The sequence below is a fragment of the Pseudomonas sp. lyk4-R2A-8 genome (genome assembly GCF_030209095.1).
In the GTDB taxonomy this organism is placed as follows: domain Bacteria; phylum Pseudomonadota; class Gammaproteobacteria; order Pseudomonadales; family Pseudomonadaceae; genus Aquipseudomonas; species Aquipseudomonas quebecensis.
In genome coordinates this window covers 107,863-134,857 of sequence record NZ_JARVSS010000011.1, presented here as the reverse complement: position 1 = coordinate 134,857, position 26,995 = coordinate 107,863, and the positions used below count along the sequence as shown (strand labels likewise).

Annotated in this window: 24 protein-coding genes; 8 read left to right on the top strand and 16 right to left on the bottom strand. The window is 57.1% G+C overall.

Translation table 11 applies throughout. The features are described 5' to 3' along the window. Position 1: 1 nt before the first annotated feature. From QRN10_RS11605 to mnmG, 8 genes are all read right to left on the bottom strand, one after another. Entirely contained in the window at positions 2 to 472 is a 471-nt protein-coding gene (locus tag QRN10_RS11605) for a F0F1 ATP synthase subunit B (RefSeq protein WP_003177066.1), read from the bottom strand. A 54-nt stretch (positions 473 to 526) separates the two neighbouring features. Next, on the bottom strand, positions 527 to 784 hold the full coding sequence (gene atpE / locus QRN10_RS11600; protein ID WP_002555987.1) for a F0F1 ATP synthase subunit C: 258 nt from the start codon (positions 782 to 784) through the stop codon (positions 527 to 529). Positions 785 to 918: 134 nt separating this feature from the next. Beyond that, complete coding sequence (atpB, locus tag QRN10_RS11595) at positions 919 to 1,788, bottom strand: F0F1 ATP synthase subunit A (RefSeq protein WP_034101609.1); 870 nt, start codon at positions 1,786 to 1,788, stop codon at positions 919 to 921. A gap of 16 nt (positions 1,789 to 1,804) precedes the next feature. After that, positions 1,805 to 2,212 (bottom strand): F0F1 ATP synthase subunit I, encoded by a 408-nt coding sequence (locus tag QRN10_RS11590; protein ID WP_010565865.1) that lies wholly within the window; start codon positions 2,210 to 2,212, stop codon positions 1,805 to 1,807. A gap of 148 nt (positions 2,213 to 2,360) precedes the next feature. Next, positions 2,361 to 3,233, bottom strand: a complete 873-nt coding sequence (locus tag QRN10_RS11585) for a ParB/RepB/Spo0J family partition protein (RefSeq protein WP_016970690.1) — start codon at positions 3,231 to 3,233, stop codon at positions 2,361 to 2,363. Positions 3,234 to 3,242: 9 nt separating this feature from the next. Then, on the bottom strand, positions 3,243 to 4,040 hold the full coding sequence (locus tag QRN10_RS11580; protein WP_181077561.1) for a ParA family protein: 798 nt from the start codon (positions 4,038 to 4,040) through the stop codon (positions 3,243 to 3,245). An 18-nt stretch (positions 4,041 to 4,058) separates the two neighbouring features. Beyond that, positions 4,059 to 4,703 (bottom strand): 16S rRNA (guanine(527)-N(7))-methyltransferase RsmG, encoded by a 645-nt coding sequence (rsmG, locus tag QRN10_RS11575; RefSeq protein WP_181077559.1) that lies wholly within the window; start codon positions 4,701 to 4,703, stop codon positions 4,059 to 4,061. After that, the gene (gene mnmG, locus QRN10_RS11570; protein ID WP_181077558.1) at positions 4,700 to 6,592 is read right to left on the bottom strand and encodes a tRNA uridine-5-carboxymethylaminomethyl(34) synthesis enzyme MnmG; all 1,893 of its coding nucleotides are present in this window, start codon (positions 6,590 to 6,592) and stop codon (positions 4,700 to 4,702) included. Before mnmG ends, rsmG begins: the two co-directional genes overlap by 4 nt. A 564-nt stretch (positions 6,593 to 7,156) precedes the next feature. Here mnmG and QRN10_RS11565 point away from each other — a divergent pair. The 3 genes from QRN10_RS11565 to QRN10_RS11555 all read left to right on the top strand — a co-directional run bounded on the left by QRN10_RS11565 (position 7,157) and on the right by QRN10_RS11555 (position 11,133). Further along, on the top strand, positions 7,157 to 7,663 hold the full coding sequence (locus tag QRN10_RS11565; protein ID WP_285428432.1) for a sigma-70 family RNA polymerase sigma factor: 507 nt from the start codon (positions 7,157 to 7,159) through the stop codon (positions 7,661 to 7,663). Continuing rightward, positions 7,663 to 8,607: a FecR domain-containing protein gene (locus tag QRN10_RS11560; protein ID WP_285428541.1), complete on the top strand. Its 945-nt coding sequence runs from the start codon at positions 7,663 to 7,665 to the stop codon at positions 8,605 to 8,607. The genes QRN10_RS11565 and QRN10_RS11560 overlap by 1 nt, the downstream gene beginning before the upstream one ends. An 87-nt stretch (positions 8,608 to 8,694) precedes the next feature. After that, on the top strand, positions 8,695 to 11,133 hold the full coding sequence (locus tag QRN10_RS11555; RefSeq protein WP_285428431.1) for a TonB-dependent siderophore receptor: 2,439 nt from the start codon (positions 8,695 to 8,697) through the stop codon (positions 11,131 to 11,133). Between the two features lie 19 nt (positions 11,134 to 11,152). Here the strand turns inward: QRN10_RS11555 and mnmE are convergent, their stop codons facing one another. The 5 genes from mnmE to rpmH all read right to left on the bottom strand — a co-directional run bounded on the left by mnmE (position 11,153) and on the right by rpmH (position 15,101). Continuing rightward, complete coding sequence (gene mnmE, locus QRN10_RS11550) at positions 11,153 to 12,523, bottom strand: tRNA uridine-5-carboxymethylaminomethyl(34) synthesis GTPase MnmE (RefSeq protein WP_253509845.1); 1,371 nt, start codon at positions 12,521 to 12,523, stop codon at positions 11,153 to 11,155. Between the two features lie 78 nt (positions 12,524 to 12,601). Continuing rightward, positions 12,602 to 14,305 carry a membrane protein insertase YidC gene (gene yidC, locus QRN10_RS11545; RefSeq protein ID WP_181077551.1) on the bottom strand — a complete coding sequence of 568 codons (1,704 nt, stop codon included), beginning with the start codon at positions 14,303 to 14,305 and terminating at the stop codon, positions 12,602 to 12,604. 2 nt (positions 14,306 to 14,307) lie between these two features. After that, positions 14,308 to 14,553, bottom strand: a complete 246-nt coding sequence (gene yidD / locus QRN10_RS11540; protein WP_080758814.1) for a membrane protein insertion efficiency factor YidD — start codon at positions 14,551 to 14,553, stop codon at positions 14,308 to 14,310. Continuing rightward, positions 14,546 to 14,950 (bottom strand): ribonuclease P protein component, encoded by a 405-nt coding sequence (gene rnpA, locus QRN10_RS11535; protein ID WP_253511954.1) that lies wholly within the window; start codon positions 14,948 to 14,950, stop codon positions 14,546 to 14,548. The genes yidD and rnpA overlap by 8 nt, the downstream gene beginning before the upstream one ends. A 16-nt stretch (positions 14,951 to 14,966) precedes the next feature. Further along, the gene (rpmH, locus tag QRN10_RS11530) at positions 14,967 to 15,101 is read right to left on the bottom strand and encodes a 50S ribosomal protein L34 (RefSeq protein WP_003213577.1); all 135 of its coding nucleotides are present in this window, start codon (positions 15,099 to 15,101) and stop codon (positions 14,967 to 14,969) included. Between the two features lie 585 nt (positions 15,102 to 15,686). Here rpmH and dnaA point away from each other — a divergent pair. From dnaA to gyrB, 4 genes are read left to right on the top strand one after another with little or no spacing between them, the layout of a single operon-like run. After that, the gene (gene dnaA / locus QRN10_RS11525) at positions 15,687 to 17,204 is read left to right on the top strand and encodes a chromosomal replication initiator protein DnaA (RefSeq protein WP_181077548.1); all 1,518 of its coding nucleotides are present in this window, start codon (positions 15,687 to 15,689) and stop codon (positions 17,202 to 17,204) included. A gap of 38 nt (positions 17,205 to 17,242) precedes the next feature. Continuing rightward, the gene (gene dnaN, locus QRN10_RS11520) at positions 17,243 to 18,346 is read left to right on the top strand and encodes a DNA polymerase III subunit beta (protein WP_266245197.1); all 1,104 of its coding nucleotides are present in this window, start codon (positions 17,243 to 17,245) and stop codon (positions 18,344 to 18,346) included. Between the two features lie 20 nt (positions 18,347 to 18,366). Then, positions 18,367 to 19,470: a DNA replication/repair protein RecF gene (gene recF, locus QRN10_RS11515; protein WP_285428430.1), complete on the top strand. Its 1,104-nt coding sequence runs from the start codon at positions 18,367 to 18,369 to the stop codon at positions 19,468 to 19,470. Between the two features lie 4 nt (positions 19,471 to 19,474). Then, the gene (gene gyrB / locus QRN10_RS11510) at positions 19,475 to 21,892 is read left to right on the top strand and encodes a DNA topoisomerase (ATP-hydrolyzing) subunit B (protein WP_181077543.1); all 2,418 of its coding nucleotides are present in this window, start codon (positions 19,475 to 19,477) and stop codon (positions 21,890 to 21,892) included. Positions 21,893 to 22,004: 112 nt separating this feature from the next. Here gyrB and QRN10_RS11505 read toward each other — a convergent pair whose 3' ends face one another. Next, positions 22,005 to 22,727, bottom strand: a complete 723-nt coding sequence (locus tag QRN10_RS11505; RefSeq protein ID WP_181077508.1) for a response regulator transcription factor — start codon at positions 22,725 to 22,727, stop codon at positions 22,005 to 22,007. A 416-nt stretch (positions 22,728 to 23,143) separates the two neighbouring features. Between QRN10_RS11505 and QRN10_RS11500 the strand changes: the two genes are divergently transcribed. Beyond that, entirely contained in the window at positions 23,144 to 25,423 is a 2,280-nt protein-coding gene (locus tag QRN10_RS11500) for a CHASE2 domain-containing protein (RefSeq protein ID WP_285428429.1), read from the top strand. Between the two features lie 180 nt (positions 25,424 to 25,603). Here the strand turns inward: QRN10_RS11500 and QRN10_RS11495 are convergent, their stop codons facing one another. Together QRN10_RS11495 and gmhB are read right to left on the bottom strand one after the other, a co-directional pair. Further along, a complete protein-coding gene (locus QRN10_RS11495) occupies positions 25,604 to 26,374 on the bottom strand; it encodes a lysophospholipid acyltransferase family protein (protein WP_181077504.1) in 771 nt (256 codons plus the stop codon). A gap of 83 nt (positions 26,375 to 26,457) precedes the next feature. Then, positions 26,458 to 26,994 (bottom strand): D-glycero-beta-D-manno-heptose 1,7-bisphosphate 7-phosphatase, encoded by a 537-nt coding sequence (gene gmhB, locus QRN10_RS11490; RefSeq protein ID WP_253509851.1) that lies wholly within the window; start codon positions 26,992 to 26,994, stop codon positions 26,458 to 26,460. Position 26,995 lies beyond the last annotated feature (1 nt).

Genomic DNA, 26,995 nt, shown 5'->3' with positions numbered 1-26,995 from the left:
CTTAAATTTCAGCAGCCAGTTTGTTAACCAGCTCCGCGTGCGCGTTTTGATCGATTGTGGCACCAAGGATCTTCTCAGCACCGCCGACCGCCAGAGCACCCAGTTGGGCACGCAGCGCGTCTTTGACGCCGTTCAGTTCCTGTTCGATCTCGGCATGAGCCGAAGCCTTCACACGGTCAGCTTCGACGCGGGCTTTTTCAACAGCCTCTTCGACGATCTGGTTACCGCGTTTCTTGGCTTGCTCAATGATCTCAGCTGCCTGTGCTTTAGCTTCGCGCAGTTGATGACCCACTTTCTCTTGGGCCAACTCCAGGTCGCGAGCTGCACGGCTGGCAGCGTCCAAGCCGTCCGCGATCTTCTTCTGACGTTCGTGCAAAGCCGCGATGACCGGAGGCCACACGAACTTCATGCAAAACACTACAAAAATGAAGAACGCAACGGATTGGCCAATCAGGGTTGCATTAATGTTCACGCCAACACCTCGCTCATTCGTTGTCCAACACCCCAATCACTCGAAATCGAGTGATCAGCCAGCGAGTTGACCAACGAAGGGGTTCGCGAAGGTGAAGAACAGAGCGATACCAACGCCGATCATGGTCACGGCGTCGAGCAGGCCGGCGACGATGAACATTTTAACTTGCAGCATTGGAACCATTTCTGGCTGACGCGCTGCGCCTTCCAGGAACTTGCCGCCCAGCAGGCCGAAACCAATGGCAGTACCCAGGGCGCCCAGGCCGATCAACAGTGCAACAGCGATAGCGGTTAGACCAACTACAGTTTCCATCTTTCCTCCCGACTTTTACGTCGTATGGTTTAGGTTTTTTAGATTTTAAAGCGGTAAAACAAATCGTTTCATCAGCCCTGGTGGGCCACCTTCCCGTTTCACCGGGAAGGACATCAGACTGGTCGAGACCGGTCTTAATGGTTCTCTTCGTGCGCCATCGACAGGTAGACGATGGTCAGCATCATGAAGATGAAGGCCTGCAGGGTAATGATCAGGATGTGGAACACAGCCCACGCCCACTGCAGAACAACGCCCAGGCCGCTAAGCCAGAGCAGGCCGCTGCCGAACATCACAGCGATCAGGATGAACACCAGTTCGCCGGCATACATGTTGCCGAACAGTCGCAGGGCCAGGGAAATAGGCTTGGCGACCAGGGTGACGAATTCCAGCAGGAAGTTCACCGGAATCAGCAGGGCCTGAACGAAAATGTTCTTGCTGCCGAATGGGTGCAGGGTCAGTTCGCCGATGAAACCGCCGATGCCCTTGACCTTGATGCTGTAGAAAATGATCAACGCGAACACCGACAGGGCCATGCCCAGGGTGGCGTTAGGGTCCGTGGTGGAGACCGCACGGAATGGAATGTGGTGATCGCCGGAGATCAGGATGGCCAGTTGAGGAATCCAGTCGACCGGGATCAGGTCGACGGCGTTCATCAGGAACACCCAGACGAAGATGGTCAGCGCCAGCGGTGCGATCACCGGGCTACGGCCATGGAAGCTGTCTTTCACGCTGCCATCGACGAATTCGACCAATACTTCAACGAAGTTCTGCAGAGCACCCGGTTGACCGGAAGTCGCCTTCTTCGCCGCCATGCGGAAAATGAGGACGAAGATCAGACCCAATGCGACCGACCAGCCCAGAGTATCCAGGTGGAAAGCCCAGAAGCCCATTTCTTTGGCTTCTGCTGCGGTGTGGGCGAAGCCCCAGCCGCCGTTGGGAAGCTGACCGAAGGTCAGGTTCTGCAAGTGGTGCTGGATATAGCCCGAAGCGGTTGTTTCTGCCATGGTTGCCTCAAACGCCCTAAGGTTTCGAAAGTCTTGTTTTCATTAGCAGGGGAGCGAACCAGCTGACCAGTTGGGTCAACACGAAGACACCGAATACAGCCAGCGGCGCCAATGGCTTCACACCTGCAAAGGTCAGTGCAAACAGCACTGCCGTCAAAATCAGTTTCCCCGCCTCGCCGGCATAAAAAGACCGGACGATGGCCTGGGCTGCTCGGGCGCCGGAAAACCGAAAGGCCCTGTGAGCAAAATACATATTGGGCAGCAAGGCTATCAGGCCTCCGCAGAGTCCTGAATATCCGGCTACGACTCCATGCCAATACCAAAGCGCCAATGCGGCGATCAGCAGGATGACAAATTGAGCCAATAAAACCGGGAAAACGGCCAAGCGATGGAACGGCAACGTGTTTGGCGTGCGGGTTTCCATCACTCTTGCTCCTCAATGGTCGGCTGCCGGAAATCAATAACTTGGCATAATTTGTGCCGACAAAATGCGCGCAGAGTATAGGGGCGGTTCAGCCCCTATTCAACTGTCGGGTAGTGATTTCCGATCACGCGCTACATAAGCAAATGTTTCAGCGAATGTGGGCAAGGACGCCTTGAAGCTCATCGAGGGAGTTATATCCGATGACCAGTTGGCCTTTGCCCTTCTTACCGTGGCGAATTTGCACCGCAGAGCCCAGGCGCTCGGCCAGGCGCTGCTCGAGACGCGCGATATCCGGATCAGGTTTGGCCGTTTCAACCGGTGCAGGTTTACCGCTGAGCCACTGCCGAACCAAGGCCTCGGTCTGACGAACGGTGAGCCCCCGTGCGACAACGTGTCGCGCCCCTTCAACCTGTTGATTTTCCGGCAAACCTAGCAATGCACGGGCATGGCCCATTTCCAGGTCGCCATGGGACAACATGGTCTTGATGACTTCCGGCAGCGCGATCAGGCGCAGCAGGTTGGACACGGTTACGCGGGATTTACCTACCGCCTCGGCCACCTGTTGCTGGGTCAGCTGGAATTCCTGCTGCAAACGCTGCAACGCAATCGCTTCTTCGATGGGGTTGAGGTCTTCACGCTGGATATTCTCGATCAAGGCCATGGCGATCGCGGTTTCGTCGGGCACATCGCGGACCATTGCCGGGATGGTTTCCTTGCCCGCCTGTTGGCTTGCACGCCAGCGGCGCTCGCCGGCGATGATTTCAAAGCGCCCACCACCGATCGGGCGGACCACGATGGGCTGCATCACGCCCTGGGCCTTGATCGAATTGGCCAGTTCTTCCAGCGCCTGGGGATCCATGTCCCGGCGCGGCTGGTATTTACCGCGCTGGATCAGGTCCAGGGGCAGGTGCTGCAACTCGCGCTCGTCGGCCTGCACCGCCTGTTCTTCAAGCGACGTGACGGTCGGACCACTCAACAGTGCATCCAGTCCACGTCCTAGACCTCGTTTCTTGACGGCCATGGGGATTCCTTAAGTTGGCTGGGCAGCAGCGGTGCGTGAATTGCGGCGTTGGCGACGGACCATCTCGCCGGCCAGTGCCAGGTAAGCAATGGCACCACGCGACGATTTGTCGTAAGCCAGGGCCGGCATGCCGTAGCTCGGTGCTTCGGCCAAGCGGATGTTGCGCGGGATCACCGTGTCGTAAAGCTGATCGCCGAAATGTTCCTTGAGCTGGGCCGAAACATCGTTCATCAGGCTCAGGCGCGGATCGTACATGGTTCGCAGCAGACCCTCGACTTGCAGGTTCGGGTTGAGCAACTCGGCAATCCGCTTGATGTTATCCACAAGATCGCTCAAACCTTCCAATGCAAAATATTCGCACTGCATGGGAATAATGACCCCGTCGGCGGCGACCAGGGCGTTGAGCGTCAGCATCGACAGCGAGGGCGGGCAGTCGATCAGAATGTAATCGTAATTCTCGCGGATCGGTGCCAGGGCGCTGCGCAGACGGCTTTCTTTCATCTGCATTTCCAGCAGCACCACTTCCGCCGCGGTCAGGTCGCGGTTGGCCGGCAGCAGTTGATAACCGCCGTGTTCGGAGTAGTGCATGGCCTGGGCCAGGTCGCACTCACCGATCAGCAAGTCATAGACCGAGTTTTCCAGGCCGTGTTTATCCACACCGCTGCCCATGGTGGCGTTGCCCTGTGGATCAAGATCGATCAACAGCACCCGGCGCTTGGTGGCCACCAGGGATGCTGCGAGGTTGATGCAGGTGGTGGTTTTGCCCACGCCACCTTTCTGGTTCGCTATCGCGAATACCTTAGCCATTCTTGCTTGTGTTCCCAATCATGCCGTGCGGCGCAGTATCAGCAGATGGCGTTGGCCTTGGCAACCGGGTACGGCCAAGGCGTGTTCGCTATCGAGGTGGAAGTCTGCCGGCAATGCTAACAGCTCATCGCTTGGATGGACGCCCTTCATTGCCAGCCAGCGGGTGTCGTGGTCGCCCAGGTGGCGGGTCCAGTTACTGAAGTTCTCCATGCTACTGAACGCCCGGGAGACAATTCCGTTGAAGGGCAGCTCTGGCGTGAAGGCTTCAACGCGGCTGTGGATAACCTGCAGGTTTTCCAGCTTGAGTTCGAGTTTGACCTGGGTCAGAAAGCGCGTCTTCTTGCCGTTACTGTCCAGGCACGTGACCTGTGAATCCGGAAACAGGATGGCCAAGGGAATGCCCGGCATGCCGCCGCCACTGCCCACGTCGAGCCAGCGACCGTTTTTTATAAACGGCATGACACTCAAGCTGTCGAGCAAATGACGCGAGACCATTTCGTCGGGATCGCGGACTGCGGTGAGGTTGTAAGCCTTGTTCCATTTGATCAACAGGGCCAGATAACCCAGCAGCAACTCGTGCTGGGCTTCGGTCAAGTCCACGCCCAATTGGCGCGCTCCTGTGGATAACTCTTCGGCGTGTTGCAAGGTAACCAACGAACTCAAGCGCTTTGCTCCAACTGACGGCCCGCGCCGCGTTTTTTCAAATGAATCATCAACAGCGAGATCGCTGCCGGGGTGACACCGGGGATGCGTGAAGCCTGGCCCAGGGTCTCGGGGCGAGTTATCCCCAGCTTGCTTTGAATTTCTTTCGACAGCCCGGAGATGCCGGTGTAATCGATATCCACAGGCAGCCTGGTGTCTTCACTGGCGCGCAGGCGAGCGATTTCGTCCTGCTGGCGATCAATGTAGCCGGCGTACTTGGTCTTGATTTCGACCTGCTCGGCGACCTGTGGATCTTCTGCACCATGGCCTGTCACTTCGACCAGGCCAGCGTAGTCGATTTCCGGGCGGGACAGCAGGTTCAGCAGGTTGTACTCGTGGGTCAACGGCGTACCGAATTTTTCCGCAATCGCGTCGCCCTGCTCGGTGCCCGGACGAACCCAGGTACTTTTCAGGCGCTGCTCTTCCAGCGCGATGCTTTCGCGTTTTTTGCAGAAGGCGGCCCAGCGCGCATCATCGACCAGGCCGAGCTCGCGACCTTTTTCGGTCAGGCGCAGATCGGCATTGTCTTCGCGCAGGATCAAACGGTATTCCGCTCGGGAGGTAAACATCCGGTACGGTTCCTGGGTGCCCAGGGTAATCAGGTCGTCGACCAATACACCGATGTAAGCCTCATCGCGACGCGGGCACCAGCTGTCTTTGCCTTGTGCACGCAGTGCCGCGTTCGCCCCGGCCAGCAAACCTTGGGCGCCGGCTTCTTCGTAACCGGTGGTGCCGTTGATTTGCCCGGCGAAAAACAAACCGCCGATTACTTTGGTTTCGAGGCTGTATTTCAAGTCACGCGGGTCGAAGTAGTCATATTCGATGGCGTAACCCGGCCGCACGATGTGCGCGTTTTCCATGCCGCGAATCGATTGCACGATCTGAATTTGCACATCGAACGGCAGCGAGGTGGAAATCCCGTTCGGGTACAACTCATGGGTCGTCAGGCCTTCGGGCTCGATAAAGACCTGATGGCTTTCCTTGTCGGCAAAACGGTGGATCTTGTCTTCGATCGACGGACAGTAGCGTGGGCCAATGCCTTCGATCACGCCGGAATACATCGGTGAACGGTCGAGATTCGCCGCGATGATCTCGTGAGTACGGGCATTGGTGTGGGTAATCCAGCAGCTGACCTGTTTCGGGTGCTGCTCCTTGGAACCCATGAACGACATCACTGGAATCGGCGTGTCGCCCGCTTGTTCGGTCATCACCGAGAAATCCACGGAACGTCCGTCGATACGCGGTGGCGTTCCGGTTTTCAAGCGGCCGACACGCAGCGGCAATTCACGCAGGCGTTTGGCCAGAGCAATCGAGGGTGGATCACCCGCGCGGCCCCCCGAATAGTTCTGCATGCCGATGTGGATAAGTCCACCGAGGAACGTACCGGTGGTCAACACGACGGATTGCGCGAAGAAACGCAGCCCCATCTGGGTGACGACACCGCGAACCTGGTCCTGCTCGACAATCAGGTCATCTGCGGCCTGCTGAAATATCCACAGGTTCGGCTGGTTTTCCAAGGTTTCGCGTACTGCGGCCTTGTACAGGATGCGGTCGGCCTGTGCGCGAGTCGCACGCACGGCCGGGCCTTTGCGGCTGTTGAGCACGCGAAATTGAATACCCCCTTTATCGGTGGCCATGGCCATCGCGCCGCCGAGGGCGTCAATTTCCTTGACCAGGTGGCTTTTGCCGATGCCACCGATGGCAGGGTTGCAACTCATCGCACCGAGGGTTTCCACGTTATGCGTGAGCAACAGGGTTTTGACGCCCATGCGTGCTGACGCCAGTGCTGCCTCGGTACCGGCATGACCGCCGCCGATGACGATCACTTCAAAACGGGAAGGGAAATCCACCACGCACCTCGTGCCTGCTTATGTAGGTAATCAGGAATTGTCTGTTGAAAGAGTTTTGCAGCTTTGGCGGCAAGTATAGGGACTTAGCCCTTCCTAAAGAACCCTTTGCACAAAATTTAACCAGCTGTGGATGAATCACAGACAATAGAAATTAAAAGAGAGAAATTTATTAAATCTTTGTTTTTATGTTTATTTTTACTGAGCATCATTTCTGTGGATAGATTGCTAAAACCCTCTAAATACGTTGTGTACAGCGTTTCAAAAGTCTGTGGTCATGTGCCGATGAGCGCGGTGGGTAACTGCTTTAAGCCTGTGGATTAAACCATCACTTATCCACAGATGGGTTTGTCATGACTTTTTAAGCCCTGTTATCAACCGGGTACAGAGCAGCTTACCCACAGGGCTTAACCCGGCTTTTTTCTTCATTCATCCTGAATTCAGCCCACGAGAAAGCCTCCGTTGCCTTCGGATCCGGCGCAGACCACTTCAATGAAAGACCTATTGTGGGACAACCTCGCCGCAGTTAATAATAGCGATTATCATTAACCTGCCCACTGCGCCCCTATGTCCCCTCCTACTCATACGGCAGCTGTTCAGAACATCTACGAGGAACACCACACGTGGTTACAGGGGTGGCTCAAAGGTAAATTGCATAACGCCTGCGATGCAGCCGATGTTGCCCACGATACGTTCGTGCGTATTTTAGGTGGGCGACATGCCTCCCAGATCCTCGAACCGCGGGATTACCTGGCCACGATCGCCAGGGGTCTGGTGATTGATCGTTATCGCCGCCATACCATCGAACAGGCCTATAAGGAGGCTTTGGCCGAGCGCCCAGATCCCACCGTTGTCAGTGAAGAAGACAGGGCGATCATCATCGAAACCCTGACGGCTGTGGATAAAGCCCTGCATGGACTCGGGGCGCGCGCGCGAAGGATCTTCATGCTGTCTCAGTTCGAGGGGCTGACTTATCAACAGATCGCCGATCAATTACAGGTTTCGCTGACCACGGTGAAGAAACACATGATCCGGGCGTTTACCGAATGTTCATTGATCCTGGCCAGCAGCTGATGGCCGCTCCCGATCGCGAAACCTTTGAAGCCGCCGCCACTTGGTATGTGCAATTTCAGTCCCAGGCTCCCACCCCCGCCGAACGTCATGCCTGGCAGCAATGGCTGAACCGCGATCCTTCCCATCTGGCTGCATGGAATCAGCTGGAACAGCTGCAACGCAGCCTGGGTGCGCTGCCCCAGGACGTCACTCGCCGTGCGCTATCAACCACCCAGCAACGTCGGCAAGTACTCAAATGGCTGCTGGTTCTGGGCGGTAGTGGCTATCTCGGCTGGAACATCCAACAACATAGCCGCGTTGGAACAGTGTGGGCCGACTACTGCACACCGGTTGGAGGGCGGCAACATATCCAATTGGCCGACGGCACCCGAATCGAACTCAATACCCGCTCGGCGATTGACGTGATAGTCGACGAACGGCAACGCTTGATTCGCCTACGCGAGGGTGAGGTGCTTATCCACACCGGCAGGTTGGGCGCACAGGCACCGTTTTATGTTGAGACTCGCCAGGGGCGGGTCCAGGCGTTGGGCACTCGGTTTACTGTGCGCCAGCTGGCCGATTCCACTCGGGTAGGCGTATTGGAAGATCGAGTACAGGTGTCCCCGGCCGACAAACCCGACTCCGGCCTGCTGCTCAATGCGGGCCAAAGCGCCGACTTTGATCGGCTCAAGGTGAGTCCGATCCGTCCTTATGCTGCCGTTCAGGCCGCCTGGGTCGACGGGCAATTAATCGTGCTGGATGCACCGCTTGGGGATGTAATCGACGAATTGGCGCGCTATAGGTCCGGTGTCCTGCAGTGCGACACGGTCTCGGCGCGCCTGCGCGTCTCCGGTACGTTCCGCCTGGACGCCACTGATGCAGTGTTGGCCAACCTGCAGGCAACCTTGCCTATCCATGTGAAATACTTCACACGCTACTGGGTTTCGATAACACCGATGGTTTGATTAAAAAATCACACGGGGGGTTATCTTTTTCCTAGCTGGAACGGCCCTACAGGTAATTACGACGATACCTTCAGGGTCTATCCACCAATGCGCCTTCCCACCCAGCTACGCCAGCGACTTTCCTGCCACGGCTTGACCTACGGTCTGCTGATTGCTACCGCCGCCACAGCCGGCACCGTATTTGCCACCGGCGCCTTGGCCGCCAGTGCGGTGCGGCATTTCTCCATTGCGGCCGGTCCGCTGGACAGGGCTTTGAGCCAGTTTGCCGCCAGCGCGAACGTGATCCTATCTTTCTCCCCGGAGCAAACCGCACGGCTAACCACCCCTGGTATTGAAGGCGATTACTCGATCGATCAGGGATTCGCATTGTTGCTGCAAAACTCAGGGTTGACGGCTTCCGTTCAAGCCCCCGGCAGCTACGTATTGCAGGCAGCTCCTGCGGGCCAACTCACCCTTGCGGCGACGACGGTGAGTACTTATCAACAAACTGGTTTCAACCAGGATATCGCTGCAGATGTAGGCTATAAGGCGCAAAACAGTCGGATCGGCACCAAGACCAGTACCCCGTTGTCGGAAACACCGCGCTCGGTGTCGGTGGTCACCGGCCAACGCATTAAGGACCAAAAGGCGCAAAGTCTGACGCAAGTGCTGGGATATGTTCCCGGCATCTTCGCGCCCCCCTTTGCCGCCGGCGACAGTCTGGCAGGCGATCTGTTCTTTATCCGCGGTTTCAATGCCACTGATTATGGCTACGGTCTGCTGCGAGATGGCCTGCGTGTGCAGGGCAACCGGTACGACACCACCAGCGAACCCTATGGCTTGGAGCGGGTCGAGGTTTTCCGTGGCCCCTCCTCCCTGCTGTATGGCGAGAACGCTCCTGGTGGCCTGGTAAACCTGGTGAGCAAACATCCAACGGCCACGCCCCAGGGCGAGGTGCAACTGGGGTATGGTTCCAATAATCGTCGCCAACTGGGTGTGGATATCTCGGGTCCGCTCAGCGATAACGACAACGTCCTCGGCAGACTGGTGATGCTGGGCCGCAAGTCCGATACGCAAACCGACCATGTACCGGACGACCGCCTCTATATCGCGCCTTCCTTGACGCTTAACTTCGACGATTACAACAGCCTGACGCTGTTGGCCAATTACCAGAAGGACCACACCAACCTGGAACTCGGCCTGCCGGCTGCAGGCACCTTGCTCACAAACCCCAACGGCAAGCTCTCCAAGCACACAATGCTCGGTAATCCGGACTGGAATACCTTCGAGCGTGAAAGCTGGAGCACCGGCTACGAGTTCAGCCACAGCTTTAATGATGACTGGCAGTTCCGCCAGAACTCACGCTATATGCAATCGCGCATCGACCGCCATGAAACCTGGCCCAGCGCCCTGAATAATCGCGGCTTCGGCACTCAGTTGAACATGACGGCCTACGACCGTTACAACAAGTCGATGGTGTACTCCCTGGATAACCAGCTGGAAGGCAAATTCCAGATGGGCAACTTGGAAAATACCGTGCTGTTGGGCGCCAGCTATGACCGCACCTCGTTCAATCAGGACTGGGATGCGGGTTTCGCGGGAACCATCAATGTGTTAAACCCTGTGTACCTGCGCGATCCGCTGACACCCGTCGCCGTACAAAACACCTTGCTTGAACAACAGATGAAAGGGGTTTATGCACAGGTCCAGAGCAAATACGACCATTGGCTGTTCTTACTCGGCGGTCGTCAGGACTGGGTCGACAGCGAATTTCGCGACAAGGTGAATACCGCCAGCGATACTCGCTCAGAAGATCGAAAATTCACCTATCAGGGCGGGGTGATGTACCAGTTCGACAACGGTTTGACGCCGTATGTCAGCTACTCCACCGCGTTTGTACCGGTCCAGCAGATCTCGAATGCCGGCTCGCCATTGAAGCCGATCACCAGCAGCCAATACGAAGTGGGCGTTAAATACGAACCGATCGGCTGGGACACGGCAATGACACTGTCGGTGTATGACCTGCGTAAACAGGACGACACCTACCTCGACGCCACCACCAATAGTTATCGGCAGGTGGGCGAAAGCCGTGCAAAGGGTGTGGAGGTGGAGGTCAACAGCAACCTCACGCCAAATCTGAATCTGACGGCGGCTTATACCTATACGGATGCGCGTATTACCAAAGACTCGGCTGCATCACTGGTCGAAGGCCATCAGATGACCGGTGTGCCGCGCAACCAGGCTTCCGTTTGGAGCAAATATCGCTTCCTTGAAGGAGGTCTCAAAGGCTTATCCCTGGGCGGTGGCGTGCGCTATTTCGACAGTACTTTTTCCTACACCGCACCGACGCTGTACGGCAAGCTGGACGCAGGGAGTGTCACGTTGGTGGATGCCGCCATCGGTTACCAGATCGACAAGAACTGGTCCGTGGATTTAAACGCCAAGAACCTCTTCGATAAAGAATACGTGTCGGGTTGCAACGATGCGGGCCGTTGCTACTGGGGGGAAAGTCGCACCTTGCTTGGTACCCTCTCCTACAACTGGTAGAGCAATTGTGGATAACATTTCACTTACCGATACAGAAGCTTGAAAAAATCCGCCCCAGCAAATCATCCGAGCTGAAGGCGCCCGTGATTTCTCCCAGCAGCTGCTGAGCCTGGCGCAGATCCTCGGCCAGCAGCTCTCCCGCCCCCGCCAGGGTCAGTTGCGCACGCCCGTGCTCAAGAGCCGCGCTGGCATGGCGCAACGCCTCAAGGTGCCGCCGGCGAGCGCTGAAGCTGCTTTCGGAGGTCTGCTCGTAGCCCATGCAAGCTTTGAGATGATCACGCAGCAGTTCCAGCCCCTCACCCGCCGACCTGGCGCTAAGACTGATGGTGACATGGCCATCCTCACTGGTTTCCAACGCTACGGCCTCCCCTGTGAGGTCGGCCTTGTTGCGGATCAACGTGACATTGGCCGGATCTGGCCTTTGCTCGAGGAACTCCGGCCATAAAGCGAAAGGATCGGCAGCCTCGGGCGCCGTGGCATCCACCACCAACAACACCCGGTCCGCTTCACCGATGGCCTTGAGTGCTCGCTCAACGCCAATTTTTTCAACGTGGTCATCGGTGTCGCGCAAGCCAGCGGTATCGACCACATGCAATGGCATGCCATCGATGTGGATATGTTCGCGCAGGATATCCCGCGTGGTCCCTGCGATTTCAGTCACGATGGCGGCTTCACGCCCCGCGAGGGCGTTCAATAGGCTGGACTTGCCGGCATTGGGACGTCCTGCGATTACCACAGTCATACCATCACGCAGCAAAGCGCCCTGTCCCGCTTCACGCAGGACTGTGGATAACTCGTCTCGAACTTTGTCCAGCATCGCCAAAACGTGCCCATCGGCAAGAAAATCGATTTCCTCTTCCGGGAAATCAATCGCCGCTTCGACGTAGATACGCAAGCCGATAAGTTGCTCTGTGAGGTTGTGCACACGCTGTGAAAAAGCGCCCTGTAATGAACGCAACGCATTGCGTGCCGCCTGTGCGGAACTGGCCTCGATCAAATCCGCAATGGCTTCGGCCTGGGCCAGGTCGAGCTTGTCATTCAAGAACGCGCGCTCGCTGAATTCCCCCGGTCGAGCAAGGCGGCAACCCAACTGCAGGCAACGCTGCAACAGCATATCGAGCACCACCGGGCCGCCATGGCCTTGCAGTTCAAGCACATCCTCACCGGTAAACGAATTCGGGCCTGGAAAATACAGCGCCAGCCCTTCGTCCAATACTTCGTTATCGGCGTCCAGGAATGGACCGTAATGGGCATATCGCGGCTTAAGATCTCGCCCGCTGATGGCGCTGGCAGCCACGCCGGCAAGCGGCCCGGAAATTCGAACGATACCGACGCCGCCGCGACCTTGAGCGGTAGCGACAGCAGCGATGGTTTCACGAGGAGCGCTCATCAACAGGTTCCAGAACAAAAGGGACGGAAAGCAAAACGCCCCACTAGGGGGCGTCTTGAGTGGTTATCCACAGAGTAATTACGCCGCGGCTTTTTGGGTAGCCGCTTCGATTTTACGTGTGATGTACCACTGTTGAGTAATCGACAACACGTTGTTGACCACCCAGTACAGGACCAGACCAGCCGGGAACCACAGGAAGAAGAAGGTGAAGATGATCGGCATCATTTTCATCACCTTGGCCTGCATCGGATCCGGAGGTGTCGGGTTCAGGCGCTGCTGGATAAACATGGTCGCGCCCATGATGATCGGCAGGATAAAGAACGGGTCTTTGATCGACAGGTCAGTTATCCACAGCATGAACGGTGCCTGACGCATTTCCACGCTTTCCAGGAGTACCCAGTACAGCGACAGGAACACCGGCATCTGCACCAGAATCGGCAAGCATCCACCCAGCGGGTTGATCTTCTCTTTCTTGTACAGCTCCATCATGGCCTGGGACATTTTCTGCCGGTCATCGCCATGTTGCTCTTTCAGCGCAGCCAGCTTCGGCGCCACCGCACGCATGCGCGCCATCGACTTGTAGCTGGCGGCCGACAGAGGGAAGAAGATCCCTTTGATCAGCATGGTCAGGAAGATGATCGACCAGCCCCAGTTACCGACGATGCTGTGGATATGTTGCAGCAACCAGAAAATCGGCTGGGCAATGAACCACAGAATGCCGTAGTCCACAGTCAGCTCCAGACCTGGGGACAACTCTTTGAGCACCGCTTGGCTTTTTGGACCGGCATACAACGTAGCGCTGGTTTCAGCCTTGGCACCTGGCGCGACGGTCAACGACGGGCCGGTGTAGCCAATAATGTAGTTACCCTTGGTGTCCTTGCGGGCCAGAACCACGTTGTTCTGGCCTGGTTGTGGAATCCACGCGGTAACGAAATAGTGCTGCAACCAGGCAACCCAGCCGCCGTTCACGTTATACGTGATGGCTGGCTTGGTCTTGTCTTCGTTCACCTTGTCCATGTCTTTCATGGACACTTTTTTGTAGGGTTCCGAACTTGTCCACAGGGCGGCGCCCAGGTAAGTCGCAGTACCCGTCGCGGTGCTTGACGAAGGATCGGAGCTGGCGTCGCGCTTGAGTTGCGCAAACATCGCGCCATTCCAAGGCTGGGCGCTTTGGTTGTCGATCAGGTAGGTAACGACGATATCGTACAGGCCACGCTTGAGCGTGAACCGCTTGATGTAATTGACGCCGTCCTTGCTGAACTTGAGGTCTACGACCAATTGGTCCTGACCATCAGCCAGTTGATAACTTTTCTTCTCCGAGGAGAACACTGGGCGGCCGGACTGGCTGGCATCAGGTCCATTTGCGCCGATCAGACCGCTTTGGGCCTGATAAACACGCTCGCCACCGTTATCGAACAGCTGGAATGGAATTTCCGGATGGTCTTGACGGCGTGGGTAAAGCGGCAGCGTCAACTTGGCAACGTCACCACCTTGCGGGTCGACCGCCAGGTCCAGCACATCCGTTTTGATCTGGATGAGGTCGGTGCTTGCTGCAACTGGAACTTCGGCGGGCGCTTTGGCTTCGCCTGCTGCGCGTGGAATGTCATCACTGGCGGCAGCATTTGTGCCACTTGCAGCGTCGGGAAGACCCGCAGGTGCAGTGTTGACGGCAACATTCTGAGTCGGCAGGGCAGCCTGGCCATAGTCCTGGTTCCACTTAAGAACCATGACGTAGGACACGATTGCCAGGGCGACGATCAGGATCGTGCGTTTAATATCCATGATTACTCGGCCATCGAAGAAGAACGGGAGGTAGGGACAGGTGGAACCGGGTCATAACCACCGGGATTCCACGGATGACAGCGACCTAAACGACGAAAGGTCAGCCAGCCACCGCGCAGAAGACCATGATTTTCTATGGCTTCTAACGCGTAGCAGGAACAACTGGGGTAGAAACGACAGTGGTTTGCCATCAGAGGACTAATGGCATAGCGATAAAACTGGATCGGAACGAGTGCCAGTTTACGCATCGTTGCTGTCTACCCCTACAGTTTCGGGGCTACCTGGAGGTGCTGGCTTGTGGGTACGCGCCAGACGTTTCCAGAGCTTGCCGAAATGCTGAATCAATTCGGGGTTTTCTACATCCCCCAAGCCTTTGCGCGCGACGATAACAATATCCCAACCAACCAGAGTGTCCTGGTGGAGGCGAAACGATTCGCGCATCAGACGCTTGAGGCGATTGCGCTCAACGGAGAGCTTTACGCTCTTTTTGCCGATCACCAACCCGAGACGGGGGTGATCCAGATCGTTGTTACGCGCAAGGAGCAGGAGATTTTTCCCCGGAACCTTGCCGGTGGGGGAGTCAAAGACTGCCTTGAAGTGCCGGGGGGTTAGCAGACGCTTTTCCCGACTGAAGTCCTGACTCACCACCAGTGCCGGATTATCAAACTGCCAGACGCGCACGACCTTTGGCGCGACGACGCGACAGGACGGCACGACCGTTCTTGGTGGCCATGCGGGCACGGAAGCCGTGGGTACGGGCGCGTTTGATGGTGCTGGGTTGGAAAGTACGTTTCATGGCGTTGTTACCTGGTTCGTCCACAACGGGCCGGAATGGCCCCCGTTTTAAGAGACCGGCGATTCTAGAGAAAGCAAGCCTCTAGGTCAATTTCCAACCAGCTTTTCCTTCAATTAGATCTTCAGGAGCGCGAGCGTGCTTTGCTTGGCCCGCGCCTCCATCAGTGCCGACCTAGATATAAAAATAAAGAAGGAAGTTATTTAAAGCTTTTCTGTAAAGCTTATAAAAGCTAGGTAGGCGATCATCTGTGGATAACTGGATGCAGCCCATATTTCACGTGCTGTACAGAGAATGACAACACGGGGGAGAAACGGTGCTCTGCCTGTGCTGCGCTGTCGGATAAGCTGTGTGTGAAAGCGGGTGTTATCCACAGCGCGGTTACCCACAGACTTTCGACCCCACTTGTGCAACGAGCTCAGGGCCGCTTATCCACAGAGCTTATGCACAGACCGCCGGTCGGCTTTTTCAAGGTTAAGGCATTGATTTTGGCCGGTGTGTGGGCAACCTACATGTGGATAAGTGGGCGGCTGGCCGCTACAATGGCGGCTGTTTTTGCCTCACCGGCTTTCAACTTAGGGGATATCCGTGTCAGTGGAACTTTGGCAGCAGTGCGTAGAGCTTTTGCGCGATGAGCTGCCTGCCCAGCAATTCAACACCTGGATCCGTCCGCTACAGGTCGAAGCCGAAGGCGACGAGTTGCGCGTCTATGCGCCCAACCGGTTTGTTCTGGACTGGGTCAACGAGAAGTACTTGAGCCGCGTTCTTGAATTGCTCGACGAGCACGGCAACGGGCTCGCTCCCGCGCTCTCCTTATTAATAGGCAGCAAACGCAGCTCTGCGCCTCGCGCGGCACCCAATGCACCTTTGGCCGCTGCCGCGTCCCAGGCTCAGGCGGCCTCCGCCCCGGTGACCTCGGCTCCTGCAGCAGCGCCGGCAACCTCCAGATCGTCGGCGCAGAAAAATGCGCCAGAGCAAGAAGAGCCTTCGCGTGACAGCTTCGACCCGATGGCGGGCGCCAGTTCCCAGCAGGCTCCGGTTCGCGCCGAACAGCGTACCGTGCAGGTCGAAGGCGCACTCAAGCACACCAGCTACCTGAACCGAACGTTCACCTTCGAAAATTTCGTCGAGGGTAAATCCAACCAGTTGGCGCGAGCCGCTGCCTGGCAGGTCGCCGATAACCCCAAGCATGGCTACAACCCACTCTTCCTTTATGGCGGCGTTGGCTTGGGTAAGACCCACTTGATGCATGCAGTGGGCAATCATCTATTAAAGAAGAACCCGAATGCCAAGGTTGTATACCTGCACTCGGAGCGCTTCGTGGCCGACATGGTCAAGGCCTTGCAGCTCAACGCGATCAACGAGTTCAAGCGTTTCTATCGCTCCGTTGACGCCTTGCTGATCGATGACATCCAATTTTTCGCACGCAAAGAACGTTCGCAGGAGGAGTTTTTCCATACCTTCAACGCCCTGCTCGAAGGTGGCCAGCAGGTCATTCTGACCAGTGATCGTTACCCGAAGGAAATCGAAGGTCTGGAAGAACGCTTGAAGTCGCGCTTCGGCTGGGGGCTCACCGTTGCGGTGGAGCCGCCGGAGCTGGAAACCCGCGTGGCGATCCTGATGAAAAAGGCCGACCAGGCTAAGGTGGATCTTCCTCACGACGCTGCGTTCTTTATCGCTCAACGCATTCGCTCCAACGTGCGTGAACTCGAAGGCGCGCTCAAGCGGGTGATCGCCCACTCGCACTTCATGGGGCGCGACATTACCATCGAGTTGATTCGCGAATCCTTGAAGGACCTGTTGGCCCTGCAGGACAAACTGGTGAGTGTGGATAACATCCAGCGCACGGTGGCCGAGTACTACAAGATCAAGATATCCGATCTGTTGTCCAAGCGCCGCTCGCGCTCTGTGGCGCGTCCGCGCCAGGTGGCAATGGCCCTTTCCAAGGAATTGACCAACCACAGTCTGCCGGAAATCGGGGATGTATTTGGCGGTCGCGACCACACCACGGTTTTGCACGCATGCCGCAAGATCAATGAACTTAAGGAATCCGACGCGGATATTCGCGAGGACTACAAGAACCTGCTGCGTACACTGACTACGTGATGACACCAGCGCAGCTTATTAAGGCAAGGGACTAGACCATGCATTTCACCATTCAACGCGAAGCCCTGTTGAAACCCCTGCAACTGGTCGCAGGCGTCGTCGAGCGCCGCCAGACCTTGCCGGTGCTCTCTAACGTATTGCTGGTGGTCGAAGGCCAGCAATTGTCCCTGACCGGTACTGACCTTGAAGTCGAGCTGGTGGGCCGTGTGCAGCTGGAAGAACCTGCCGAACCCGGTGAAATCACCGTTCCGGCGCGCAAGCTGATGGACATCTGCAAAAGCCTGCCGAACGATGCGCTGATCGACATCAAAGTCGATGAGCAGAAGTTGGTGGTCAAGGCCGGTCGTAGCCGCTTTACCCTGTCCACGCTGCCAGCCAATGATTTCCCGACTGTTGAAGAAGGCCCGGGCTCGCTGACCTGCAGCCTGGAGCAAAGCAAGCTGCGCCGTTTGATCGAGCGTACCAGCTTCGCCATGGCTCAGCAGGACGTGCGTTACTACCTCAACGGCATGCTGCTTGAAGTCTCCGAAGGCGTTATCCGCGCTGTCGCAACCGACGGTCATCGCCTGGCGATGTGCTCGATGCGCGCCGACATCGGCCAGCCTGATCGTCACCAGGTTATCGTGCCCCGCAAAGGTATTCTCGAGCTGGCGCGTTTGCTCACCGAGCCGGACGGCAACGTCAGCATCGTGCTGGGCCAGCACCACATTCGCGCCACCACCGGCGAATTCACCTTTACCTCCAAGCTGGTTGACGGCAAGTTCCCGGACTACGAGCGCGTGCTGCCCAAAGGTGGTGACAAGTTGGTGGTGGGCGATCGTCAGGCACTGCGTGAAGCATTCAGTCGTACGGCTATTCTCTCCAACGAAAAGTACCGTGGTATCCGCCTGCAACTGGCCAATGGTCAGCTGAAAATCCAGGCCAATAACCCGGAGCAGGAAGAAGCGGAAGAAGAAGTGGGCGTTGACTACAACGGTGGCTCGCTGGAAATCGGCTTTAACGTCAGCTACCTGCTCGATGTCCTGGGCGTAATGACCACCGAACAAGTTCGCTTGATCCTTTCGGACTCCAACAGCAGCGCGTTGGTACAGGAATCCGACAACGACGACTCGGCTTACGTTGTCATGCCGATGCGCCTGTAACCATGCCCAGCAGAAGCTAGATGTCCCTCAGTCGCGTCTCGGTCACCGCGGTGCGCAATTTGCACCCGGTGACCTTCTCCCCTTCCCCCCGAATCAATATTCTCCACGGCGCCAACGGCAGTGGTAAAACCAGTGTGCTGGAAGCCATTCACTTGTTGGGCCTTGCGCGTTCGTTTCGCAGCGCTCGCTTGTTGCCGGTTATCCAATACGAACAGCTGGCGTGCACAGTGTTTGGGCAGGTTGAGCTCGCAGAAGGCGGTCATAGCAGCCTGGGCATATCTCGTGATCGTGGTGGGGAGTTTCAAATTCGCATAGACGGGCAAAATGCTCGGAGTGCCGCGCAGTTGGCTGAGATCCTGCCGCTGCAATTGATTAACCCCGACAGTTTTCGGCTGTTGGAAGGCGCGCCAAAGATCCGCAGGCAGTTCCTCGATTGGGGAGTGTTCCACGTGGAACCACGGTTTATGGCGACCTGGCAGCGCCTGCAGAAGGCCCTGCGGCAGCGGAACTCATGGCTGCGGCATGGTACACTTGACGCCGCTTCGCAAGCGGCCTGGGACCGTGAACTGTGCCTGGCCAGCGACGAAATAGATGAATACCGCCGCGCCTACATCAAGGCATTAAAACCAGTTTTTGAGCAGACTTTGAGTGAGTTGCTGGATCTCGAAGGGCTGACGCTGAGTTATTACCGTGGTTGGGACAAAGAGCGTGAGCTGAGCGCAGTGCTCGCGACCTCCTTGCTGCGGGATCAGCAAATGGGCCATACGCAGGCTGGACCCCAACGTGCTGATTTGCGCCTTAGATTAGGCACTCATAACGCTGCGGATATCTTGTCTCGCGGCCAGCAGAAATTGGTGGTGTGCGCATTGCGTATCGCACAGGGCCACTTGGTTAGCCAGGCTCGGCGAGGCCAATGTATTTATCTGGTGGATGATTTGCCGTCCGAACTGGACGAGCAACATCGTCGCTCGTTGTGCCGCTTGTTGGAAGACTTACGCTGCCAGGTGTTTATCACCTGTGTAGACCACGAATTATTGAGGGAAGGCTGGCAGACGGAAACGCCAGTCGCTTTGTTCCACGTGGAACAAGGCCGTATCACCCAGACCCACGACCATCGGGAGTGAAGGCATGAGCGAAGAAAACACGTACGACTCGACCAGCATTAAAGTGCTGAAAGGTTTGGATGCCGTACGCAAACGTCCCGGTATGTACATTGGCGACACTGATGACGGTAGCGGTCTGCACCACATGGTGTTCGAGGTGGTCGACAACTCCATCGACGAAGCTTTGGCCGGTCACTGCGACGACATCAGTATCATCATTCACCCGGACGAATCCATCACCGTGCGCGACAACGGTCGCGGCATCCCGGTAGATGTGCATAAAGAAGAAGGCGTTTCGGCGGCAGAGGTCATCATGACTGTGCTCCACGCCGGCGGTAAGTTCGACGACAACTCCTATAAAGTTTCCGGTGGTTTGCACGGAGTGGGTGTGTCGGTGGTGAACGCTCTGTCTGAAGAGCTTATCCTGACCGTTCGCCGCAGCGGCAAAATCTGGGAACAGACTTACGTCCATGGTGTACCACAAGAGCCAATGAAGATTGTTGGCGACAGTGAAACCACCGGCACCCAGATCCATTTCAAGCCCTCGGCTGAAACCTTCAAGAATATTCACTTCAGCTGGGACATTCTGGCCAAGCGAATTCGTGAACTGTCATTCCTCAACTCCGGTGTGGGTATCGTCCTCAAGGACGAACGCAGCGGCAAGGAAGAACTGTTCAAGTATGAAGGCGGCTTGCGTGCATTCGTTGAATATCTGAACACCAATAAGACTGCGGTCAACCAGGTGTTCCACTTCAACATCCAGCGTGAAGACGGCATCGGCGTGGAAATTGCCCTGCAGTGGAACGACAGCTTCAACGAGAACCTGTTGTGTTTCACCAACAACATTCCACAACGCGACGGCGGTACTCACCTCGTGGGTTTCCGTTCCGCACTGACACGTAACCTCAACACCTACATTGAAGCTGAAGGTCTGGCGAAGAAGCATAAGGTCGCCACCACCGGTGACGATGCGCGCGAAGGCCTGACAGCGATCATTTCGGTGAAGGTGCCGGATCCTAAGTTCAGCTCGCAGACCAAAGACAAGCTGGTGTCCTCCGAAGTGAAGACCGCAGTTGAACAGGAGATGGGCAAATACTTCTCCGACTTCCTGCTGGAGAACCCGAACGAGGCCAAGCTGGTTGTCGGCAAGATGATCGACGCCGCGCGTGCCCGTGAAGCGGCGCGTAAAGCCCGTGAAATGACCCGACGCAAAGGCGCGCTGGATATCGCCGGCCTGCCGGGCAAGTTGGCTGACTGCCAGGAGAAGGACCCTGCCCTCTCCGAACTGTACCTGGTGGAAGGTGACTCTGCTGGCGGTTCCGCCAAGCAGGGTCGTAACCGTCGCACCCAGGCCATCCTGCCGTTGAAGGGTAAGATCCTCAACGTTGAGAAGGCGCGTTTCGACAAGATGATTTCCTCTCAGGAAGTCGGCACCTTGATCACGGCCCTGGGCTGCGGTATCGGTCGCGACGAGTACAACATCGAAAAACTGCGCTACCACAACATCATCATCATGACCGATGCTGACGTCGACGGTTCGCACATTCGTACGCTGCTGCTGACCTTCTTCTTCCGTCAGTTGCCGGAGCTGATCGAGCGCGGCTACATCTATATCGCCCAGCCACCGCTGTACAAAGTCAAAAAGGGCAAGCAAGAGCAATACATCAAAGACGACGACGCCATGGAAGAGTACATGACGCAGTCGGCCCTGGAAGATGCAAGCCTGCACTTGAACGACGAGGCCCCGGGGATCTCCGGCGAGGCGCTGGAGCGTCTGGTTAACGATTTCCGCATGGTGATGAAGACCCTCAAGCGACTGTCGCGCCTGTACCCTCAGGAGCTGACCGAGCACTTCATCTATCTGCCGGCCGTCAGCCTGGAGCAACTGAGCGATCACGCAGCGATGCAGGATTGGCTGGCCCAGTACGAAGTGCGTCTGCGCACGGTAGAGAAATCCGGGCTGGTCTACAAAGCCAGCCTGCGTGAGGACCGTGAACGTAACGTGTGGCTGCCAGAGGTCGAGCTGATTTCCCACGGCTTGTCGAACTACGTCACCTTCAACCGCGACTTCTTCGGCAGCAATGATTACAAGACTGTGGTGACGTTGGGTGCGCAACTCAGCACCCTGCTCGACGACGGCGCCTACATTCAGCGTGGCGAACGCAAGAAGCAGGTCAAGGAATTCAAGGAAGCCCTTGATTGGCTGATGGCAGAAAGCACCAAGCGCCACACCATCCAACGATACAAAGGTCTGGGCGAAATGAACCCTGACCAGTTGTGGGAAACCACCATGGACCCAAGCCAGCGTCGCATGCTGCGCGTGACCATCGAGGACGCCATTGGCGCGGATCAGATCTTCAACACCCTGATGGGTGATGCGGTTGAACCTCGTCGTGACTTCATCGAAAGCAACGCTTTGGCGGTATCGAACCTGGACTTCTAATTCCGGTTTACCCTTCGTCGAAGTAAAAAGGCCAGCGCTTCTTAGCGTTGGCCTTTTTTTTTCACCAGCTGAATCTGGTTTTTCAATTGCTCCACGTGGAACATCGTCATTCCTAGCTGGAGGAAGGGGCCGGCACACTCTCCAAACGATAGCCATATCCGTAGATGGTCAGCAGTTGCCAACCCCGATCCGCCGTCAGACCGAGCTTGTTTCTTAACCGGTAGATATGGGTATCCAGCGGGCGGGATGAGACCATTTCTTCATGGGTCCAGAAGCGTTCGTACAGGTATTCGCGGGACAACGGCCTCGCCAGGTTGGCGAACAGACAGCTGGCCAGGCGGTACTCTCGTTCGGTGAGGTTGATCGGCTTACCTGCGCGTGTAACCGTCAGTTCTGCATCGTCGAAGGTCAGATCGTTGAAACTCTGTACTTCCTGTGTGGCGGATTTCTGCAGGCCGTGACGGCGGAGCACTGCGTTGACGCGGGCTTTCAGTTCATTAGGGCGAAAGGGTTTGCTGAGATAGTCGTCAGCGCCGCTGTTCAACGCGGTGACGATATCGCTTTCGGCATCGCGGCTGGTCAGCATGATCACAGCAGGCGGCGATTCCATGTGTTCGCGCGTCCAGCGCAGCAATGCGATACCAGTGATGTCCGGCAGTTGCCAGTCCAGGATCAACAGATCGAAGGTTTCCCGTCGCAGTTGACGCAGCAGGTCTTCCCCACGCTCGAAACAATGCAGGGCCCAAGGCTGTTCCGCAGTACCTGGGATTTGTCGCAGTGTCTGTTCCACCCGGCGTAATTCCGCGGGTTCGTCATCCAGTATTGCGACACGCATGGGTGGGTCCTTTCGTCTTGAAGAGTACGGCAGCCGTCGTCCTCATCAAGGCACGTACTGCGCAGATGCCGGTCGTTGAATCTGAAGAATTGTGCTCAGAACCAACGCCCCCCTGGATCTTCGGTAGGCTCATTTCCAAGAGTGCTTAACTCATTGGAAAACGTTTCTACCCAGGCAGGAAAGATACCGACTCCCGATAGTAAGGAAAAGGCTCAGCCGACACATGTGCCGTCGTAGACTCCTCGGTGCACATAGCGGAGCCGCCCTCACCTCACCGCTTTCAAGTCGCCACGGCGGAGCCTCAATGAACATCGTGCAGGAAAACTTTTCCGATTGGGCGAGAATGGGCTTCCCGCGAGCAGAAGTGAAACCACGACAATGTTTAGTACCCTCCTCCAACACCGGCGCGGTGACCTATGATGCTCTGGGGTAAGGCCGAGAAGCGGCAACCGACCCATGCCCAGCGCTTGTTCCGCGGGTTGGTGCGTGAATGGCTGTGGATCGGTTTGCTGCTGCTGCCTATAACTGCCTACCTGTCGGTGAGTCCTGGGCTGGCCTTGAGTAACCCGCTGTATGACAGCCTGCTGCGCTTTACGCCGTTGCCGGTAGATCCGCGTATTTTGCTGGTGACCATCGACGAGCCCAGCCTCAAGAAACTCGGGCAATGGCCTTGGCCTCGTACCCTGCATGCTGATCTGATTGATCGCCTCAGCGCTGCGCAGCCGGCCGGGATTCTGTTCGACGTGATCTTCAGTGAGCCCGAAGAACCCGCTGGCGATAAGCGTCTGGCGGATGCGCTATGCAACGCCGGCAACGTGGTGCTGCCTTTGGTGCAGGACGACTCCACAGGCGACGGCCAGGCCGAAGCGCACAGGCTGCCATTACTCAAATGTGCCAGGGGCTTGGGTCATATCAATGTTGAAGCCGACAGCGATGGCGTGGTGCGCAGCCTGTATCTGCGTGAAGGACCAGCTGATGCGATGGTCCCGCAGCTTGCCTGGCTGGCTTACCAAATGGCCGTTGAACCACGACAAATGCCCGGCGGGCCGCTGGTATCGACACCGCAACGCTGGCACCGAGATCATGCGATCCGCATCCCCTCCATCCCTGTTCATAGCCACTTCCCCAGCGTGTCCTATGTCAGCGTATTGCACGGTGAGGTGCCACCGGCACAACTGCGTGACCGTTTGATTCTGGTGGGGGCAAACGCGTCTGCAATGGGGGATCGTTTTGTTACACCCCTCTCTTCCACGGCTGGTACTACCGCAGGGCTGGACATTCAGGCCAACGTACTCAATGGATTGTTACAAGGTCGCAGTATTGAAGATGTTCCAGGATGGCTTGCGGCGTTGATAGCGACCTCACTGGTGGCGCTGTTGTTGGCGTTGCTGCTCTACCGGCCACGCTATGCGCTCTGGATGACGCTGGGTTGCATGTTCATCGCGTTGGTCGGCGCCTTGACGTTGTTACGCATGGGGCACTGGTGGTCGCCGGCCGCTTGCCTGATCGGTTTGTTGCTCAGCTACCTGATCTGGAATTGGCGCCGACTGAGTGTAATTCTCGCCTATTTCGGCTGGGAGTTGGCGCGCCTGGACGACGAGCCCAAGGTCCTGCCTGAACGCCGCCGTGCGCCCGCCAGCCGAGGCGACGTGTTGCAGTCGCGCATCTTCGCGCTGGAGCAAGCGGTCAGCCGCACACGAGATACCCGGCGCTTCATGGCCGATGGCCTTGAGTGCCTGCCGGTGGCGACGCTGATCACCGATCCGCAAGGCAATATTCTGCTGGCCAATCGTATCGCCCGGAATGTGTTCGGCAATGACCTGGTCGCTGAAAATCTCCTGGAGCAACTGGCCGACCTGGGTTATCCACCCCTGCACGGCGGCGTCCGCCCTGCCCTCGCGCAACTGGAACTGGTCGAGTTCCGCGATATCCACCAGCGCAGCCTGCGCATGGAGCTTGCGCCCCTGCTACCGGCCGAAGGCGATTTTGCCCTGGGCTGGCTATTAAGCCTTACCGATCTGAGTAAGGAGCGTGACGCCCAGCAGCATCGGGAAACCATGTTGCGCTTTCTTTCCCACGACTTGCGCGCCCCCCACTCAGCGATCCTTGCATTGCTGGATGTGCACAGCAGCGAGTCGCCAATATTTGCCCAGATCGAACAGCAGGTACGACGCGCGTTGAGCCTCACCGAGTCATTCGTGCAGTTGGCCAAAGCCGAGGCCGATGGCTATCACTTCCAGCCGACGCTGTTTGCCATGTTGGTGATGGATGCCTTCGACCAAGTGGCAGTAATTGCTCAGCTCAAAGGCATCCACTTGGTCCACGACCTGGATGAGGCGGATGAAGGCATGGTGTTGGCCGATCAGTCGCTGCTCACTCGAGCGTTATTCAATGTGCTTGAGAATGCGGTCAAGTACTCACCTTCCGGTACCACCGTCAGGTTGAGTCATGCCGCTGCTGACGGCTGGCTTGGATGCCGCATCAGCGATCAGGGCCCTGGCATAGCGCCAGACGATTTGCCCGAACTGTTCAGCCAGTACCGGCGCTTTGATTCAGCCCAAGGCAGCGAAGGACTGGGGCTGGGCCTGACGATGGTCAAGGCGGTGGTGGAGCGTCACAGGGGCGTTATCAGTTGTGAAAGCACATTGGGTAAAGGCACCGTATTCAACCTTCGGTTGCCCTTGCTGGAGGAGTAAGCGAGGCATTTGGGGCGAATACAAAAAACCGGTCATCAAGACCGGTTTTTTTATAGCTGGAAAAACTTATGCACCTTTTTCGAGATTTTATCCCTTTTTGAAATATCTAATAAAATCAGCTCTTTAACGTAAAAAAGAAGCCATTCGCCAACAAACCGTGCACAGGTTATCCACAGAACATCATACGACGGGTGTATCCACAACGATCGGCTCCGGTGGCAGTGAACCCATGGCGCGTTGCTGCGCTTCGTTCCAGGCCGCGGCGCGATCATTCAGTGCCGCAATGGCGCGAGGGCCTTCGCCTTCGGCATACATCGGTTCGCCAATGACCACGGTAATCGTGCCTTCGCGTTTGGCCCAGCCGGTTTTCGGCCAGAACTTGCCGGCGTTATGCGCAATCGGCAGTACCGGCAGATTGGCGTTGACCGCCAAAGCAGTCCCACCTCGCGAGAACTTGCCCACGGTGCCGTAGGGTACGCGAGTGCCCTCCGGGAAGATCAGCACCCACACGCCGTCTTTGAGCAGCTCGTCGCCCTTCTTGGCCACATGCTTGAGCGCTGCCTTGGGGTTGTCACGGTCAATGGCGATGGGACGCAACATGGCCATCGCCCAGCCGAAAAATGGCACGTACAGCAACTCGCGCTTGAGTACCTGGCTCAAGGGCGAGAAGTAAGCCGAGAGAAAGAACGTCTCCCATGTGCTCTGGTGGTTCGACAGAATCACGCAGGGCTGCTCAGGGACGTTTTCCGCGCCCTTGACCTCGAAGCGAATATTCAGGAATACCTTGGCCAACCACAACGCACAGCGGCACCAGTAAACGTTGATAAAGCGATAGCGCGCCTTGAACGGCAGGAACGGCGCAATAAAAAAGCTCAGGGTGCACCAGAGAAACGAACTGGTGCCCAGCAGCAGGTAAAAGAAAAAGGTTCTGATGGCCTGCAAGATCGACATGGCGGCATTTACCGTTGCGGGACACGGCCCGCCTGTTGAACAGCGCACTCCCGAACAATCCTTGGTCAGGAAGTCGAGGGCGGCTAGTTGTTGATAAGTTCTGCGGCAACTGCCGCCAGATCGTCAAAAATCAATGTGCCTACCGGCAGGTTTTTCGCCTGGGTCTTTTCGCCTTTCCCGGTCTTTACCAAAACTGGCTGAGAGTCGACGGCCTTGGCCGCCTCCAGGTCACCGAGGCTGTCCCCGACGAACCATATCCCAGCCAACGGCACGTTGTAATGTTCTGCAATGGTTTTCAACATGCCCGGCTTGGGTTTGCGGCAATCGCAGCACTCGTCCGGCCCATGGGGGCAGTACACAACCAAGCCCACCTCGCCGCCCTGCTCAGCCACCAACGCGCGCAAGCGCGCATGCATGGCGTCCAGGGTGGCGAGGTCATAGTAGCCACGGGCAATGCCGGACTGGTTGGTGGCGATGGCCACTGTCCAGCCGGCTTTGCTCAACTGCGCGATGGCCTCGATCGAGCCTGGCAGTGGAATCCATTCCTCGACCGATTTGATGTAGGCGTCGGAGTCGTAGTTGATTACACCGTCCCGATCGAGAATCAGCAGCTTCAGCATG

Excerpts from the sequence above, each read along its gene's own strand:
- QRN10_RS11560 (WP_285428541.1), top strand. The coding sequence starts at position 7,663 with ATGGCCGCTCCCGATCGCGAAACCTTTGAAGCCGCCGCCACTTGGTAT.
- yidC (WP_181077551.1), bottom strand. The coding sequence starts at position 14,305 with ATGGATATTAAACGCACGATCCTGATCGTCGCCCTGGCAATCGTGTCC.
- QRN10_RS11580 (WP_181077561.1), bottom strand. The coding sequence starts at position 4,040 with ATGGCTAAGGTATTCGCGATAGCGAACCAGAAAGGTGGCGTGGGCAAA.
- dnaN (WP_266245197.1), top strand. The coding sequence starts at position 17,243 with ATGCATTTCACCATTCAACGCGAAGCCCTGTTGAAACCCCTGCAACTG.
- QRN10_RS11500 (WP_285428429.1), top strand. The coding sequence starts at position 23,144 with ATGATGCTCTGGGGTAAGGCCGAGAAGCGGCAACCGACCCATGCCCAG.
- gyrB (WP_181077543.1), top strand. The coding sequence starts at position 19,475 with ATGAGCGAAGAAAACACGTACGACTCGACCAGCATTAAAGTGCTGAAA.
- QRN10_RS11505 (WP_181077508.1), bottom strand. The coding sequence starts at position 22,727 with ATGCGTGTCGCAATACTGGATGACGAACCCGCGGAATTACGCCGGGTG.
- QRN10_RS11590 (WP_010565865.1), bottom strand. The coding sequence starts at position 2,212 with ATGGAAACCCGCACGCCAAACACGTTGCCGTTCCATCGCTTGGCCGTT.
- mnmE (WP_253509845.1), bottom strand. The coding sequence starts at position 12,523 with ATGAGCGCTCCTCGTGAAACCATCGCTGCTGTCGCTACCGCTCAAGGT.
- QRN10_RS11585 (WP_016970690.1), bottom strand. The coding sequence starts at position 3,233 with ATGGCCGTCAAGAAACGAGGTCTAGGACGTGGACTGGATGCACTGTTG.
- atpB (WP_034101609.1), bottom strand. The coding sequence starts at position 1,788 with ATGGCAGAAACAACCGCTTCGGGCTATATCCAGCACCACTTGCAGAAC.
- gmhB (WP_253509851.1), bottom strand. The coding sequence starts at position 26,994 with ATGCTGAAGCTGCTGATTCTCGATCGGGACGGTGTAATCAACTACGAC.
- rpmH (WP_003213577.1), bottom strand. The coding sequence starts at position 15,101 with ATGAAACGTACTTTCCAACCCAGCACCATCAAACGCGCCCGTACCCAC.
- recF (WP_285428430.1), top strand. The coding sequence starts at position 18,367 with ATGTCCCTCAGTCGCGTCTCGGTCACCGCGGTGCGCAATTTGCACCCG.
- QRN10_RS11555 (WP_285428431.1), top strand. The coding sequence starts at position 8,695 with ATGCGCCTTCCCACCCAGCTACGCCAGCGACTTTCCTGCCACGGCTTG.
- atpE (WP_002555987.1), bottom strand. The coding sequence starts at position 784 with ATGGAAACTGTAGTTGGTCTAACCGCTATCGCTGTTGCACTGTTGATC.
- QRN10_RS11565 (WP_285428432.1), top strand. The coding sequence starts at position 7,157 with ATGTCCCCTCCTACTCATACGGCAGCTGTTCAGAACATCTACGAGGAA.
- QRN10_RS11495 (WP_181077504.1), bottom strand. The coding sequence starts at position 26,374 with ATGTCGATCTTGCAGGCCATCAGAACCTTTTTCTTTTACCTGCTGCTG.
- yidD (WP_080758814.1), bottom strand. The coding sequence starts at position 14,553 with ATGCGTAAACTGGCACTCGTTCCGATCCAGTTTTATCGCTATGCCATT.